Source organism: Streptomyces sp. NPDC012827 (assembly GCF_042900905.1).
Lineage (GTDB): Bacteria > Actinomycetota > Actinomycetes > Streptomycetales > Streptomycetaceae > Streptomyces > Streptomyces gulbargensis.
The window spans coordinates 237,869-253,002 of the sequence record NZ_JBIBBY010000009.1 but is presented as its reverse complement, the minus strand read 5'-3'; the positions used below and the strand labels follow the sequence as shown (position 1 = coordinate 253,002).

At 71.5% G+C, this 15,134-nt stretch carries 10 protein-coding genes; 3 read left to right on the top strand and 7 right to left on the bottom strand.

The genetic code is table 11. The features are described from left to right. The first annotated feature begins 55 nt into the window (after positions 1–55). The 3 genes from ACFY60_RS21195 to ACFY60_RS21185 all read left to right on the top strand — a co-directional run bounded on the left by ACFY60_RS21195 (position 56) and on the right by ACFY60_RS21185 (position 5,043). Entirely contained in the window at positions 56–1,339 is a 1,284-nt protein-coding gene (locus ACFY60_RS21195) for an HRDC domain-containing protein (protein ID WP_388612402.1), read from the top strand. Positions 1,340–1,702: 363 nt separating this feature from the next. After that, entirely contained in the window at positions 1,703–2,917 is a 1,215-nt protein-coding gene (locus ACFY60_RS21190) for a thiolase family protein (protein ID WP_386331348.1), read from the top strand. Further along, positions 2,914–5,043 (top strand): 3-hydroxyacyl-CoA dehydrogenase NAD-binding domain-containing protein, encoded by a 2,130-nt coding sequence (locus tag ACFY60_RS21185; protein WP_388612400.1) that lies wholly within the window; start codon positions 2,914–2,916, stop codon positions 5,041–5,043. The genes ACFY60_RS21190 and ACFY60_RS21185 overlap by 4 nt, the downstream gene beginning before the upstream one ends. Before the next feature lie 90 nt (positions 5,044–5,133). Here ACFY60_RS21185 and ACFY60_RS21180 read toward each other — a convergent pair whose 3' ends face one another. From ACFY60_RS21180 to ACFY60_RS21150, 7 genes are all read right to left on the bottom strand, one after another. Continuing rightward, the gene (locus tag ACFY60_RS21180) at positions 5,134–6,222 is read right to left on the bottom strand and encodes a hypothetical protein (protein ID WP_388612398.1); all 1,089 of its coding nucleotides are present in this window, start codon (positions 6,220–6,222) and stop codon (positions 5,134–5,136) included. Positions 6,223–6,359: 137 nt separating this feature from the next. After that, positions 6,360–7,838: an amino acid permease gene (locus tag ACFY60_RS21175; protein WP_388612593.1), complete on the bottom strand. Its 1,479-nt coding sequence runs from the start codon at positions 7,836–7,838 to the stop codon at positions 6,360–6,362. Positions 7,839–7,994: 156 nt separating this feature from the next. Continuing rightward, entirely contained in the window at positions 7,995–9,914 is a 1,920-nt protein-coding gene (dxs, locus tag ACFY60_RS21170) for a 1-deoxy-D-xylulose-5-phosphate synthase (protein WP_388612396.1), read from the bottom strand. Positions 9,915–10,180: 266 nt separating this feature from the next. Beyond that, positions 10,181–11,506: a sugar ABC transporter permease gene (locus tag ACFY60_RS21165; protein WP_388612394.1), complete on the bottom strand. Its 1,326-nt coding sequence runs from the start codon at positions 11,504–11,506 to the stop codon at positions 10,181–10,183. Next, positions 11,503–12,297, bottom strand: a complete 795-nt coding sequence (locus ACFY60_RS21160; RefSeq protein WP_309050577.1) for an ATP-binding cassette domain-containing protein — start codon at positions 12,295–12,297, stop codon at positions 11,503–11,505. Before ACFY60_RS21160 ends, ACFY60_RS21165 begins: the two co-directional genes overlap by 4 nt. 153 nt (positions 12,298–12,450) lie before the next feature. Further along, positions 12,451–13,545 carry a sugar ABC transporter substrate-binding protein gene (locus ACFY60_RS21155; protein WP_388612392.1) on the bottom strand — a complete coding sequence of 365 codons (1,095 nt, stop codon included), beginning with the start codon at positions 13,543–13,545 and terminating at the stop codon, positions 12,451–12,453. Positions 13,546–13,667: 122 nt separating this feature from the next. Next, the gene (locus ACFY60_RS21150; protein WP_388612390.1) at positions 13,668–14,888 is read right to left on the bottom strand and encodes an ROK family protein; all 1,221 of its coding nucleotides are present in this window, start codon (positions 14,886–14,888) and stop codon (positions 13,668–13,670) included. Between the last annotated feature and the right edge of the window lie 246 nt (positions 14,889–15,134).

The following is a 15,134-nucleotide window of genomic DNA, read 5'->3' as shown; positions in this document are numbered from 1 at the left end:
AACGTTCCGCCCGTTCCTCGGGGGGTGACCGCCGGTGGACGGATACCCTTGACGGGTGACCGACGCCCAAGAGACCGCAGCAGACACAGCACTGCGCACCACCGGGGGCGGCCCCCCGGACGACGATGTCCCTGCGAATGGGCTTCCGATCCCGTTGCTGGAGCCCCGTGAGGGGGTTCCGCCCGTCGTCGCGAGCGAGGAAGCCCTCGCCGAGGTGATCGCCGCCTTCGCGGCCGGCAGCGGCCCCGTCGCCGTGGACGCCGAGCGCGCCTCCGGCTACCGCTACGGCCAGCGCGCCTATCTCGTCCAGCTCCGCCGCGAGGGGGCCGGGACCGCCCTGATCGACCCGGTCGGCTGCCCGGACCTCTCCGGCCTCGGCGAGGCACTCGCCGGGACCGAGTGGATCCTGCACGCCGCCACCCAGGACCTGCCGTGCCTGCGCGACATAGGCATGCTCCCCACCTCCCTCTTCGACACCGAGCTCGCCGGGCGGCTCGCGGGCTTCCCGCGGGTCGGCCTCGGCGCGATGGTCGAGTCCGTCCTCGGGTACGCCCTGGAGAAGGGCCACTCCGCCGTGGACTGGTCCACCCGGCCGCTGCCCGAGCCGTGGCTGCGGTACGCCGCGCTGGACGTGGAGCTCCTGGTCGACCTGCGCGACGCCCTGGAGAAGGAGCTGGACCGGCAGGGCAAGCTGGAGTGGGCCCGCCAGGAGTTCGACGCCATCGCCTCGGCCCCGCCCGCCCCGCCCCGCAAGGACCCCTGGCGCCGCACCTCCGGCATGCACAAGGTCCGCCGGCGCCGCCAGATGGCGGTGGTACGGGAGCTGTGGACGGCCCGGGACCGGATCGCCCAGCGGCGCGACGTCTCCCCCGGCAAGGTGCTGAGCGACGCGGCGATCGTGGAGGCGGCCCTGGCCCTCCCCGCGAACGCGGCCGCGCTCTCCGCGCTGCCGGGCTTCGGCCACCGGATGGGCCGGCGCCAGCTGGAGCAGTGGCAGGCCGCGGTGGACCGGGCCCGGGCGCTCCCCGAGAACGAGCTGCCCCAGCCGGGCCAGCAGGTCACCGGGCCGCCCCCGCCGCGCGCGTGGGCGGACAAGGACCCGGTGGCGGCCGCGCGGCTGTCGGCGGCGCGTACCGCGGTGTCGGCGCTGGCGGAGGAGCTGAACCTCCCGCAGGAGAACCTGATCACCCCCGACACCGTGCGGCGGGTCTGCTGGGAGCCCCCGGCGCCCGCCACGGAGGAGACGGTCGCCGCCGCCCTGACAGCCCACGGCGCGCGCCCCTGGCAGGTCGGCCTGGTCACCCCGCTCCTGGTGACGGCGCTGGCCGCCACCGCCTGAGACGACCGGTCCACGAAGGTCCCCGGCCCGCCCGGGGACCTTCGCGCGTCCCGGGGCTCGGCTCGGGACTCGGAAGAGCCGTACGGGCCGGCCAGTTCCTCACCTCGTCGTCGGACATGTCCTCCCCCTCCGTCGCGCTCCGCGCGGGGACACTCATCACGAGGGCCGCGTTCCGCGCGCCGTCCCCGAGCCGAAGGTGGCCGGAAAGGCGGCCACGGTCGGCGTGATCCGCGGATGTGACCTTCACCGCTTGCCCCTCAGGGGGTGGGCAGCTTGGTTACCCACAAGTAGCATGGGGGAAGCAAGCGCACGCTTAGCCGTGCGCCGCAGCAGTGCCATCCCGCACCCTGGAGGAGAGCCATCGTGCCTCGTACCGTCAGGGACGTCGTCTTCGTCGACGGCGTCCGCACCCCGTTCGGCAAGGCGGGCCCGAAGGGCATCTACCACGAGACCCGCGCCGACGATCTCGTCGTGAAGGCCATCCGGGAGCTGCTGCGCCGCAACCCGGGCCTGGACCCCGCGAAGATCGACGAGGTCGCGATCGCGGCCACCACGCAGATCGGCGACCAGGGTCTGACCCTCGGGCGTACGGCGGGCATCCTGGCCGGGCTGCCGCAGTCGGTGCCGGGTTACTCCATCGACCGTATGTGCGCCGGCGCGCTGACCGCCGTCACCTCGGTGGCCGGTTCGATCGCCTTCGGCGCGTACGACGCCGTCATCGCCGGCGGTGTCGAGCACATGGGCCGCCACCCGATGGGCGAGGGTGTCGACCCGAACCCGCGCTTCGTGTCGGAGAAGCTCGTCGACGAGTCGGCCCTCTTCATGGGCATGACCGCCGAGAACCTGCACGACCGCTACCCGCACATCACCAAGCGCCGTGCCGACGAGTACGCCGTGCGCTCGCAGGAGAAGGCCGCCAAGGCGTACGCCGACGGCAAGATCCAGCAGGACCTGGTGCCGATCTCGGTCCGCCGCACCTCCCCCGAGGCCGGCGAGACCGGCTGGGGCCTGGTCACCGCCGACGAGCCGATGCGCCCGGGCACCACCCTGGAGTCGCTGGCCGGTCTGAAGACGCCGTTCCGCGTCCACGGCAACGTGACCGCGGGCAACGCGGCCGGCCTGAACGACGGCGCCACCGCCTCGATCATCGCCTCCGAGGACTTCGCCCGGGAGAACGGTCTCCCGGTCAAGATGCGCCTGGTCTCCTACGCCTTCGCCGGCGTGGAGCCCGAGGTCATGGGCTACGGCCCGATCCCGGCGACCGAGAAGGCCCTCGCCAAGGCGGGCCTGACGATCGACGACATCAACCTGTTCGAGATCAACGAGGCGTTCGCCGTCCAGGTCCTCGCCTTCCTCGACCACTACGGCATCGCCGACGACGACGCGCGCGTCAACCAGTACGGCGGCGCCATCGCCTTCGGTCACCCGCTCGCCTCCTCCGGCGTCCGTCTGATGACGCAGCTGGCCCGCCAGTTCGAGGAGCAGCCGCAGGTCCGTTACGGCCTCACCACCATGTGCGTCGGCTTCGGCATGGGCGCGACGGTCATCTGGGAGAACCCCCACTGGGAGGGCAAGTGAGCAACACCGCCGAGCTTCTGAAGGGTGCGGCCGAGCTGTTCCCGGACGAGGTCGTCACCAGCGCCCACGTACGTCACTTCGAGCTGCCCGCGGGTGCGGGCCGGTTCGCGCTGATCACGCTGGACAACGGCTTCGACCACACCAAGCCGACCACCTTCGGCCCACAGTCCCTCGCCAACCTGAACACGGCGATCGACCAGGTCGAGGCGGAGGCCGCGAACGGCGAGATCGTCGGCGTCGGCATCACCGGCAAGCCGTTCATCTTCGCCGTCGGCGCCGACCTCAAGGGTGTCGAGCTGCTGAAGCGGCACGAGGACGCGCTCGCCATCGGCAAGGGCGGCCACGACGTCTTCAAGCGGCTGTCCGCGCTCGCCGTGCCGACCTTCGCGTACTACAACGGCGCGGCCATGGGCGGCGGTGTCGAGGTCGGTCTGCACTGCACCTACCGCACCGTGTCGAAGGCCCTGCCGGCCTTCTCGCTGCCCGAGGTCTTCCTCGGCCTCGTGCCCGGCTGGGGCGGCTGCACGATCCTGCCGAACCTGATCGGCGCGGAGAAGGCCGTCCAGGTCATCATCGAGAACTCGCTCAACCAGAACCGCCAGCTCAAGGGCAAGCAGGTCTTCGAGCTCGGCATCGCCGACGCGATCTTCGAGGGCGCCGACTTCCTGGAGCAGTCGCTGATCTGGACCGCGTCCGTCCTCAAGGGCGACGTCACGGTCGAGCGTCCGGAGATCGACCGCGGCGAGGGCTGGGACCAGGCCGTCGCCAAGGGCCGCTTCGTCGCCGACTCCAAGGTGCACGGGGCCGCTCCGGCCGCGTACCGCGCCCTGGACATCATCGAGGCGTCCAAGGACGGCGACCTGCAGAAGGGCTTCGACGCCGAGGACCAGGCCCTCGCCGACCTGATCATGGGCGGCGAGCTGCGTTCCGGCATCTACGCCTTCAACCTCGTGCAGAAGCGCGCCAAGCGCCCGGCCGGCGCGCCGGACAAGTCGCTGGCCCGCCCGGTCACCAAGGTCGGTGTCGTCGGCGCCGGTCTGATGGCCTCGCAGCTGGCCCTGCTGTTCCTGCGCCGCCTGGAGGTGCCGGTCGTCCTGACCGACATCGACCAGGAGCGCGTCGACAAGGGCGTGGGCTACGTCCACGCCGAGATCGACAAGCTGCTCGGCAAGGGCCGGATCAACCAGGACAAGGCCAACCGTCTCAAGGGTCTGGTCTCCGGTGTCCTGGACAAGGCCGAGGGCTTCGCGGACGCGGACTTCATCATCGAGGCCGTGTTCGAGGAGATGAGCGTCAAGCAGAAGGTGTTCGCGGAGGTCGAGGCGGTCGCCCCGGCGCACGCGATCCTCGCCACCAACACCTCCTCGCTGTCGGTCTCCGCGATGGCCTCGAAGCTCCAGCACCCGGAGCGCGTGGTCGGCTTCCACTTCTTCAACCCGGTCGCGATCCTTCCGCTCCTGGAGATCGTCCGCGGCGAGAAGACCGACGACGCCTCGCTGGCCACGGCCTTCGCCGTCGCCAAGAAGCTGAAGAAGACGGGTGTGCTGACGAAGGACGCCCCGGCGTTCGTCGTGAACCGCATCCTGACCCGCTTCATGGGCGAGATCCAGAACATCATCGACGAGGGCACCCCGGTGGCCACGGCGGAGAAGGCGGTCGAGCCGCTGGGCCTGCCGATGTCCCCGCTGGTCCTCCTGGAGCTCGTCGGCCCGGCGATCGGCCTGCACGTCTCCGAGACCCTGAACCGCGCCTTCCCGGAGCGCTTCACGGTCTCCCCCAACCTGAAGGCGGTCGTCGAGGCCGGCAAGCGGGGCTTCTACGTGTACGACTCCGGGAAGCCGGAGCTGGACCCCGAGGTCGCCGCCCTCCTGAAGCAGGGCGACACCGTCCTGACCGAGGAGCAGGCCCGGAGGCGCGTCCTGGACGCGGTGGCGCAGGAGATCGGCCTGATGCTGGAGGAGGGTGTCGTCGCCGAGGCGCAGGACATCGACCTCTGCCTGATCACCGGCGCGGGCTGGCCCTTCCACCTGGGCGGCATCACGCCGTACCTGGACCGTGAGGGCGTCTCCGAGCGCGTCAACGGCAAGCGGTTCCTGGCGCAGGGCGTGGCGAGCGTCCCGGCGTAACGGCAGGACGGCACGTACGGGAACGGCCCCGGCACCTGGGAAGGTGCCGGGGCCGTTCCCCGTGCCGGGGCCCCGTGCGGGGCCGGCGGGTCAGCCGAGGGGGTGCCAGGCTTCCAGGGCCGTCACGTCCGCGCCGGGGCGGCCGCGGGCGGTGAGCAGCGAGCCGTCGGCCAGGGCCAGCGCGGCCAGGCGGCCGTCGGGCCCGGCGCGCAGGGCGGTGGACAGCTCCCCGTACGGCGTGCCGGTGTACGTCCAGGCGGTGCCCGCGTCCTCCTGCTCGCTGGGGTGGGCGCACAGGGCGAGGCGGCCGTCCTCGGCCCGCTGGGCGAGGACGGTGCGGTCGGCGCCGTCGACGACGCAGCGGGTGGCGGTGAGGGGGCCCGGCCCGGCGGCCTCGACGAGGCGGGTGGGGGCGAGGGAGCGGTCCGGGGACCAGGCGCACACGTGGCCCTCCTGGTCGACGTAGAAGGCCGTGGTGTGCCCGGAGGGGCCGGTGACGGCGGTGAGGGTGCCCATGGTCACGGAGGCGGGCAGGAGCTCCTCGCGGACCGGCTTGCCGCCGGACTCGCGCTGCTGGTAGCGGCAGAGGCCCTTGGCGTGGGAGCTGTACAGCTCGACGAAGCCGGAGCCGTTGGTGACCGCGGCGGGCGAGGGGTCGGTCTTGGAGCCGAGGAGGTCCCACCAGGGGTGCCAGCCGCCGGCGTCCTTCTGCGCGCGGACGCTGACGCCGCCGCCCCCGTTGCGGGAGAAGACGTAGGTGCGGCCGATGCCGTCCACGGTGACGGCCGGGGTCCCGGTCCAGGTGTAGGAGGGCCCGTTGGGGTGGGCGAGGGAGCGCCACTCCAGGGCGGGGCGGCCCGTCTGGTACTGGGTGGTGTGCACCAGTTCGACGTGGTCCGGCTCGCCGCCGGCGACCGGTCGCAGCGCGACGAGGTGGACGTAGCCGTCGGCGCCCTGGCCCACCGAGAGGCCGGGGAGGAGCACCCCGCCGCCGCCGAGCGAGACGGGGCCGGTCCAGCGGCCGTCGGCCCCCTCGGTCCAGCGGACCACCTCGCCGTTCCTGGGCAGGTAGGCGCTGAATCTCCCCTCCTTGCCACGGGCCAGCCAGGCGCCGTGGAGTCTGGGGGCGGCGGGGGAACCGGTGGGGCGGGCTGTGGGGGCCTCGGATCGATTCGCCATGGGGGCTGCAGCACTCCGGTCAACGTTGAGGTCGGGTACGAGCCGACCCTATCGGCCCGGGTGAACCCGTCCCTCCGCCGCCCGGAAACCCGTACGCGGCCGCCGCGGGCGCCCCCGTGGACGCCCGCGGCGGGGGCTCAGTAGGTGGCGTCCCGGCCCTCCCGGCCGAGCCGGCTGTGGCCGCGTCCGTACAGGAAGTACACGACGATGCCGATCGCCATCCAGACCGCGAACCGGAACCAGGTCTCGCCGGGCAGGTTCAGCATCAGCCACAGGGAGGCCGCGATGGAGAGGATGGGCAGGGCCGGGACCCACGGGGTGCGGAAGGCGCGGGGCAGGTCGGGGCGGCTGCGGCGCATGACGATGACGCCGGCGGCGACGACGACGAAGGCGAAGAGGGTGCCGATGTTCACCAGCGTCGCCAGCTCGTTGATGCTGGTGAAGCCCGCGACGATCGCGATGAGCACGCCGAGGAGGATCGTCGGCCGGTAGGGGGTCCGGTACTTGGGGTGGGTCACCGAGAAGAACCGGGGCAGCAGGCCGTCGCGGCTCATGGCGAAGAAGACCCGGGTCTGGCCGAGCAGCAGGATCAGACAGACCGTGGTGAGGCCGACGGCGGCGCCGAAGCTGATCACGCCCGCGTAGAAGGGGTGTCCGGCGGCCTTGAAGGCATCGGCGAGGGGGGCGCTGACGGAGAGCTCGGTGTAGTGCTGCATGCCGGTGACGACGAGGGCGACGGCCACGTAGAGCACGGTGCAGATGAAGAGGGAGCCGAGGATGCCGCGGGGCATGTCGCGCTGCGGCAGCTTGGTCTCCTCGGCGGCGGTGGCCACGACGTCGAAGCCGATGAAGGCGAAGAAGACGACGGAGGCGGCGGTGAAGATGCCCATGACGCCGAAGTTGGTCGGCTCGTACCCGAACAGCAGCTGAACCAGCGGCGAGTCCCAGTTGGAGCCGCCGCCCTCGGGGGTGACGGCGGGCGGGATGAAGGGCTTGTAGTTGTCACCGACGACGAAGAACAGGCCCGCGACGATCACGATCATCACCACGGTCACCTTGATGGCGACGACGAGGGCGGTGATGCGCGCGGAGAGCTTCATCCCGAGGACGAGGATGACGGTGAGGACCAGGACGAGGAGGAAGGCCAGGATGTCGAAGGTGCCGCCGGGCGCGTCGGGGCCTTCCAGGGCGGCCGGCAGATGCCAGCCGATGTTGTCCATCAGCGAGCGGACGTACCCCGACCAGCCGACGGCGACCACCGCCGTACCGAGGGCGAACTCCAGGACGAGGTCCCAGCCGATGATCCAGGCGGGCAGCTCGCCGATCGAGGCGTACGCGAAGGTGTACGCCGATCCCGCCACCGGCACCGTCGAGGCGAACTCGGCGTAGCAGAGGGCGGCGAGGGCGCAGACGATGCCGGCGGCGACGAAGGCGAGGGCCGTCGCCGGGCCGGCGTTCTCCTTGGCGACCTTGCCGGTCAGGACGAAGATGCCGGTGCCGATGATGACGCCGACGCCGAAGACCGTGAGGTCCCAGGCCGAGAGGGATTTCCGGAGCGCGTGCTCCGGTTCCTCCGTGTCGCGGATCGACTGCTCGACCGTCTTGGTCCGGAACATGCCGGAGTTGGCGCGTGGCCGTTGGTCCGTACTCACCGTCGTACCTCCCTGCCATGGGGCTGCCCGCTCTCAGGTCAGGATGCACGCGGAAGGGCCGGTCGGCACCTGTAAGGGTGATCCGACCGGCCCAATGGTGACGCCGGGTGACGGGGTGCGTCAGTCGCGGGCGGGCTCCACCGCCTGGCTGCTCTCTTCGAACCGGCCGTCGAGACGGGACACCAGGCCGGTGACCTGGCGCGCGATGTCCGGGGCGGTCAGCCCGATCTCGGCCAGGACCTCGCCCCGGGAGGCGTGGTCGAGGAAGCGCGGCGGGATGCCGAAGTCACGCAGCGGTACGTCCACGCCGGCGTCGCGCAGCGCCTGGGCGACGGCCGAGCCGACGCCGCCGACGCGGCTGTTGTCCTCGACGGTGACGACGACGCGGTGGCGCTCGGCCAGCGGGGCGAGGGCCTCGTCGACCGGCTTGACCCAGCGGGGGTCGACCACGGTGGTGGAGATGCCGTGCCGGTCGAGCAGGCCGGCGATCTCCAGGCACATCGGCGCGAGGGCGCCGACGGAGACCAGCAGCACGTCGGGGCGGTCGGTACCGGGCTCGCGGAGCACGTCCATGCCGCCGACGCGTCCCACGGCGGGGACGGCGGGGCCGACCGCGCCCTTGGAGAAGCGGACCACGGTGGGGGCGTCGGTGACCTCGACGGCCTCGCGGAGCTGGGCGCGGACCTGGTCGGCGTCGCGCGGGGCGGCGAGCCGCAGGCCGGGCACGACCTGGAGGATCGACATGTCCCACATGCCGTTGTGGGAGGCACCGTCGGTGCCGGTGACACCGGCCCGGTCCAGGACGAAGGTGACACCGCACTTGTGCAGGGCCACGTCCATGAGGACCTGGTCGAAGGCCCGGTTGAGGAAGGTGGCGTAGACGGCGAAGACGGGGTGCAGTCCGCCGGTGGCCAGGCCGGCGGCGGAGACCGCGGCGTGCTGTTCGGCGATGCCGACGTCGAAGACGCGGTCGGGGAAGACCTTGGCGAACTTGTCGAGGCCGACGGGCTGGAGCATGGCCGCCGTGATGGCGACGATGTCCTCGCGCTCCTTGCCGAGCGCGACCATCTCGTCGGCGAAGACGCCGGTCCAGTCGGCCCCGGACGTGGAGATCGGCAGGCCGGTGTCGGGGTGGATCTTGCCGACGGCGTGGAAGCGGTCGGCCTCGTCGGCGAGCGCGGGCTCGTAGCCGCGGCCCTTCTGCGTGATGCAGTGGACGATGACGGGGCCGCCGAAGCGCTTGGCGCGGGTGAGGGCCGACTCCAGGGCCTCGAGGTCGTGGCCGTCGATGGGGCCGACGTACTTCAGGCCCAGGTCCTCGAACATGCCCTGCGGGGCGATGAAGTCCTTCAGGCCCTTCTTGGCGCCGTGGAGGGTCTCGTAGAGCGGCTTCCCGACGACGGGGGTGCGCTCCAGGATGTCCTTGCCGCGGGCGAGGAACCGCTCGTACCCGTCGGTGGTGCGCAGGGTGGCCAGGTGGTTGGCGAGGCCGCCGATGGTGGGGGCGTACGAGCGCTCGTTGTCGTTGACGACGATGACGAGCGGGCGGTCCTTGGCGGCGGCGATGTTGTTGAGCGCCTCCCAGGCCATGCCGCCGGTGAGGGCTCCGTCACCGATGACCGCGACGACGTGGTCGTCCTTGCGCAGGATCTCGTTGGCCTTGGCGAGGCCGTCGGCCCAGCCCAGGACCGTGGAGGCGTGCGAGTTCTCGATGACGTCGTGCTCGGACTCGGCCTGCGAGGGGTAGCCGGACAGGCCGCCCTTCATCTTCAGCCGGGAGAAGTCCTGGCGGCCGGTGAGCAGCTTGTGGACGTAGCTCTGGTGGCCGGTGTCCCAGAGGACCTTGTCCTTGGGGGACTCGAAGACGCGGTGCAGGGCGATGGTCAGTTCGACCACGCCGAGGTTGGGGCCGAGGTGTCCGCCGGTCTTGGAGACGGCGTCGACGAGGAAGGTCCGGATCTCCGCGGCCAGCTGCTCCAGCTGTTCCGGGGAGAGCCGGTCCAGGTCGCGCGGTCCCCTGATACGGGTCAGCAGGGCCACCCGTGCCTCCTTGCGTGTGCTGGTCGAGCTTGCCGATTCGGTCGAGTCTAATGTTCCGTCCTGGATCCCGGGCATCGGGCCGGGGGTGAGGCATCACCCGTACGGCCCATGGACCGCTGATCTGTACGGCTCCGTACGCGTGATCCGCACGGAGCCGTCCTCCTGATCCGTCACGGCTCCGCACGCGCGCCCGCACTGCTCCGGACGCACCGGTGCCCGGCGCCGGTTTCGCGGCGCCGGGCGGTGTGGCGAGCGTTACCCGGGCGTCAGGCGCGCCCGGCGGTCTTCTGCGTGCGGCGGGAGACCGAGTCGATCACGACGGCGGCGAGGAGCACCGCGCCGGTGATCATGTTCTGGATGGCGTTGGACATGCCGATCATGTTCAGGCCCTGCTGGATGGACTGGATCACGATCATGCCCAGGAGTGCCGACCAGACCTTGCCCCGGCCGCCGAAGAGGCTGGTGCCGCCGATGACGGCAGCGGCGATGACCAGCATCAGCGTGTTGCCGCCGCCGAGCGACTTGGTGGCGCCGCCGGAGAGGCTGGCGATGAAGAGTCCGCCGAACGCGGCGAGGGTGCCGGCGATGGCGAAGACGCTGATGCGGACCAGGTCGACGTTGATGCCGGCGCGCCGGGCGGCCTCGGCGTTGCCGCCGACGGCGAAGACCTTGCGGCCGAAGACGGTGCGGCGGGCGACGAAGTCGGCGATCACCAGGACGGCCAGGAAGAGGACGAGGGCGAGCGGCAGGCCGCGGGCGCCCTCGGGCTCGTTCATGACGTAGGCGACGGCGAGGACGAGGACCGCGACGACGGCGGTGCGCAGCGCGATCTCGGTGACCGGGCGGGCCGGGAGCTGGGCGGCCTTGCGGCGGCTGCTGTCGCGGAGCAGGGAGACCAGGTAGACGGCGATCGCGAGGACGGCGAGGCCGTAGGCGGCGATCTTGTCGGCGAAGAAGTAGTTGGTGAGGTTTTCCACCACGCTGCCGGAGGGCGTGTTGATGGAGCCCTCGCCGCCCATGAGCCACTCCTGGAGGCCCATCCAGCCGAGGAAGCCGGCGAGGGTCACCACGAAGGCGGGGACGCCGATCTTGGCGAAGAAGAAGCCGTGGAGGGCGCCGATGACGGTGCCGGTGAGGACGGCGAGGACGATGGCGAGCCATTCGTTGGTGCCGTTGCTCACCTGGAGTCCGGCCCAGACGGCGGCGCCGACGCCGGCGACGGAGCCCATCGACAGGTCGATCTCGCCCAGGATGAGGACGAAGACGATGCCGACGGCCATGATGCCGAGGCCGGAGGAGTACACCGCGATGTTGGCGACCGAGCTCGCGGACAGGAAGTTGCTGTTCTGGAGCTGGAAGACGACCGCGATGACGATCAGGCCGAGGACGACCGGCAGGGAGCCGAGCTCGCCGCCGCGGATCTTGCGGGTGAACTCGGTCCAGTAGCCCTTGAGGCCCTCCTCGCGGACGAGGAGGCGCGGGTCGACGGCCGGGACGGGGGCGGCGGAGCCCTCGGCGGCGGCCGGGGCCTGGGTCGTGGTGTCGGTACCGGCGTCCGCCGGGGACTTCGGGGTCTTGGCGAGGTCGCTCACTTGGCGTCCTCCTTCGCGGCCGTACGGGCCTGCCGACGGGTCACGGCGTTGTCCGTGGCACCGGTGATGGCGGCGATGATCGTCTCGTGGGTGGTGTCCGCGACGTCGAAGACGCCGTTGTTGCGGCCGAGCCGGAGCACGGCGACCTTGTCGGCGACGGCGCGCACGTCGGCCATGTTGTGGCTGATGAGGATGACGCCGTGGCCGCGCTCGCGCAGCCGCTCCACGAGGTCGAGCACCTGTGCGGTCTGCTCGACGCCGAGGGCGGCGGTGGGCTCGTCGAGGATGACGATCTTCGGGTCGCCGATCAGCGCGCGGGCGATGGCCACGACCTGGCGCTGTCCGCCGGAGAGGGCGGCGACGGGGATACGGACGCTGGGTATCCGGATGGACAGGGTGTCCAGGAGTTCCCGGGCCCGCTTCTCCATCGCGATCTCGTCGAGGACGGAGGCGGAGGCCAGCTCGCTGCCGAGGAAGAGGTTGGCGACGACGTCGAGGTTGTCGCAGAGCGCGAGGTCCTGGTAGACGGTCGCGACGCCGAGGTTCTGTGCGTCGTGGGGCTTGGTGAGCTGGACCGGGCGGCCCTCCCACTCGATGACGCCCTCGTCGATCGGGTGGACACCCGAGATGGTCTTGACGAGGGTCGACTTGCCGGCGCCGTTGTCGCCCACGAGGGCGACGACCTCTCCGGCATGGATCTCCAGATCGACGTCGGTGAGCACCTGGACGGCGCCGAACCGCTTGGAGACCCCGCGCAACGCCAGCACGGGCGTAGCGGACACGTGAATCATCTCCTTGCCGCCTGACCGGCGGGGATGAGGTGCGGGAGCACAAGGGGGTGCGAAAGCACGAGGGGGGTGGTGAGTCCGGCGTCCCCGCCCCCGCTTGCGGGGCGTCGGACGGGGCGGGGCGCGCCGGACCGGTTCCGGGACGGGCCGGGGGCGTTACTTGACGCCGGCCGCGTCGCAGGCCGCCTTGTACTCGGCGGTGCAGATGTCGGCGGCCTTGTAGACGCCGTCGGCGACGATCGTGGAGGCGATGTTCTCCTTGGTCACGATCTGCGCGTCGTACAGCTTCGCCGGGATGTCCTTGAACTCACCGGTCAGGCTGGTGACCTTGGTGGGGACCAGGTCGTCGATCTTCTCGCCCTTGAGGAGGCGCACCGCGATCTCGGCGGTGGTCTCGGCCTCCGGCTTGATCTGCTTGTAGATGGTGAAGGCCTGGTCGCCCTTGAGGATGCGCTGCAGACCGGCGAGCTCGGCGTCCTGGCCGCCGACCGGGACCTTGACGCCCTGCTTGTTCAGAGCGGTGATGATGCCGCCGGCCATGCCGTCGTTGGCCGAGTAGACGCCCTGGAAGCCGTTCTTGCCCAGGGAGTCGATCGCGGCGCCCATCTTCTTGTTGGCCTCGTCCGGGGACCAGTCCGGGATGTCCTGCTCGTAGACGACCTTCTTCACGCCGGTGTCGAGGACGCTGTGGGCGCCCTTCTTGAACAGCGGGGCGTTGGGGTCGGTCGGCGAGCCGTTGATCATGACAACGTTGGCGTCCGTGGCCTTGGCGCCGAGCGCCTTCACCAGCGCCTCGCCCTGGAGGCGGCCGATCTTCTCGTTGTCGTAGGAGACGTAGGCGGAGATCGGGCCCTCGGCCAGGCGGTCGTACGCGACCACCTTGACGCCCTTCTTCTCGGCCTGCTGCACCCAGGACTTGGTGGCCTTGTAGTCGACCGAGTCCAGGATGATCACCTTCACGCCCTGGGTGACGAGCGCGTCGAACTGCTTCTTCTGGGTCTCGGTGTCCTGCGCGGCGTTGTTGTACTTGACCTCGCAGTCGGAGCACAGGGCCTTGATCTTCGCCTCGATGATCGGGCGGTCGAAGGTCTCGTAACGCGTGGTCTTGTTCTCCGGCAGGAGCAGACCGATGGTCTTGCCGTCACCGCCGCCGTCCGAGCCGCCGTCACCGGCCTTGCCGCAGGCGGCGAGCGAGAGAGCCATCGAGACCGCGGCCGTGCCTATGACGACGCGACGCGTCATTGCGTTCATGTGGGGTTGCCTCCCTGACGAGGCCGCGACGTTGCGGCCGAGGTGGCACGAAGTCAACTCGGCCGCACGATCGACGTCAAGAAGTAAATCCTTAACGAGATGACAACGGTGCCGTTCGTAATCTAAGTGAAGGCAGGCGTGCCCACGGGCGCGGCGGCGGGCAGCGCGCTCCCCGCACTGTGCAGCAGCGTCGAGTCCCCCATCTCGTTGAGCACCAGGGCCAGCGCCCCCAGCACCTCGGCGCGCCCCCCGAGGGCGCCCTGCGCGAGCGAGAGCTGCCGGGCGGCGCTGGGGATCGCGTACCGCGAGACGGAGTCCCTGATGGGCGCGAGGACCAGCTCGCCGGCCTCGGCCAGGTCCCCGCCGAGCACCACCCGGCTGGGGTTGAGCAGGTTGCACAGGTTGGCGATGCCGCTGCCGATGTGCCGGCCCACGTCGGCGACGACCCGGCGGCAGCCCGGGTCGCCCTCGCGGGCCAGCTGGACCACCCGCTCCATGGTGAGGTCCGGGCCGTGGCTGGGCCGGAGCAGCGGCAGGACGTAGCGGGCCGCGGTGAAGGTCTCCAGGCAGCCCCGGTTGCCGCAGCGGCAGACGGGACCGGACTCGTCCAGGGTGATGTGCCCGATCTCGCCGGCGGTGCCGCCGGGGCCCCGGTAGACCCGGCCGTCGATCACCAGACCGGCGCCGACGCCGCTGGCCACCTTGATGTACGCGAGGTCCTTCACGCCCCGGCCGCTGCCCCAGACGAGTTCGCCGAGGGCGCCGAGGTTGGCGTCGTTGTCGACGTGCACGGGGACGCCGAGACGGGCCGAGAGCTCCTCGGCCGGGTTGATGCCGCTCCAGCCCGGCAGGATCGAGGTCGAGCCCAGCGTCCCGGAGGAGACGTCGATGGGGCCCGGCACACCGAGCCCCACGCCGATGACCTTGTCCCGGCCGATGCCGGTGGCCTCGATCAGCCGCGTGACCAGCTGTTCCGCCCGGTCGAAGCCCTCGGCGGCGGAGGCGTCGACGTCGAGCGGCTCGGCCTCCTCGGCGAGGACCTGGTGGGCGAGGTTGCCGACCGCGACCCGGAGGTGGGTGTGGCCGAAGTCGACGCCGATGACGATGCCCGCGTCCCCGGAGAGCGAGACGCTGCGCGCCCGGCGGCCCCCGGCGGAGGTGGGCGTGACCTCGACGGTCCCGCCGTCCTTGAGCTCGCGCACGATGTTGGAGACCGTGGCGGCGGACAGGCCCGTCGCCCGGGCGATCTCCGCCTGGGTGAGCGACCCGGCCATCCGTACCGCCCGGACGACCCGTTCGAGATTGGCCCTGTGCAGAGACGTCTGCGACCCGGGAGTCTCCATCGACTCACTCACTCCTGCCGTTTTCTCCAACATGTGAACTCTAAGGGGACGCTTTCGGCTTGGTCCCCGTCAAGACCTTGAAGAGGCGGGGCGGTGGGTGTCACAGCACGGACGGGGCCCCCCGCGCGCCCGGCGCGCCGGGGGGCCCCGGCCGGGGGGGGCGGGGCCCCCCCCCCCCCCCACCCCCCCCCCGGGGGGGGCCCCCCCCCCCACACCCCGGCCGATTTAGGAACCCCCCCGCCCCCC

Bases quoted from the DNA above. Each gene is read 5' to 3' on its own strand.
- ACFY60_RS21180 (WP_388612398.1), bottom strand. From the start codon at position 6,222: ATGGCGAATCGATCCGAGGCCCCCACAGCCCGCCCCACCGGTTCCCCC.
- ACFY60_RS21175 (WP_388612593.1), bottom strand. From the start codon at position 7,838: ATGTTCCGGACCAAGACGGTCGAGCAGTCGATCCGCGACACGGAGGAA.
- ACFY60_RS21160 (WP_309050577.1), bottom strand. From the start codon at position 12,297: ATGATTCACGTGTCCGCTACGCCCGTGCTGGCGTTGCGCGGGGTCTCC.
- ACFY60_RS21155 (WP_388612392.1), bottom strand. From the start codon at position 13,545: ATGAACGCAATGACGCGTCGCGTCGTCATAGGCACGGCCGCGGTCTCG.
- ACFY60_RS21150 (WP_388612390.1), bottom strand. From the start codon at position 14,888: ATGGAGACTCCCGGGTCGCAGACGTCTCTGCACAGGGCCAATCTCGAA.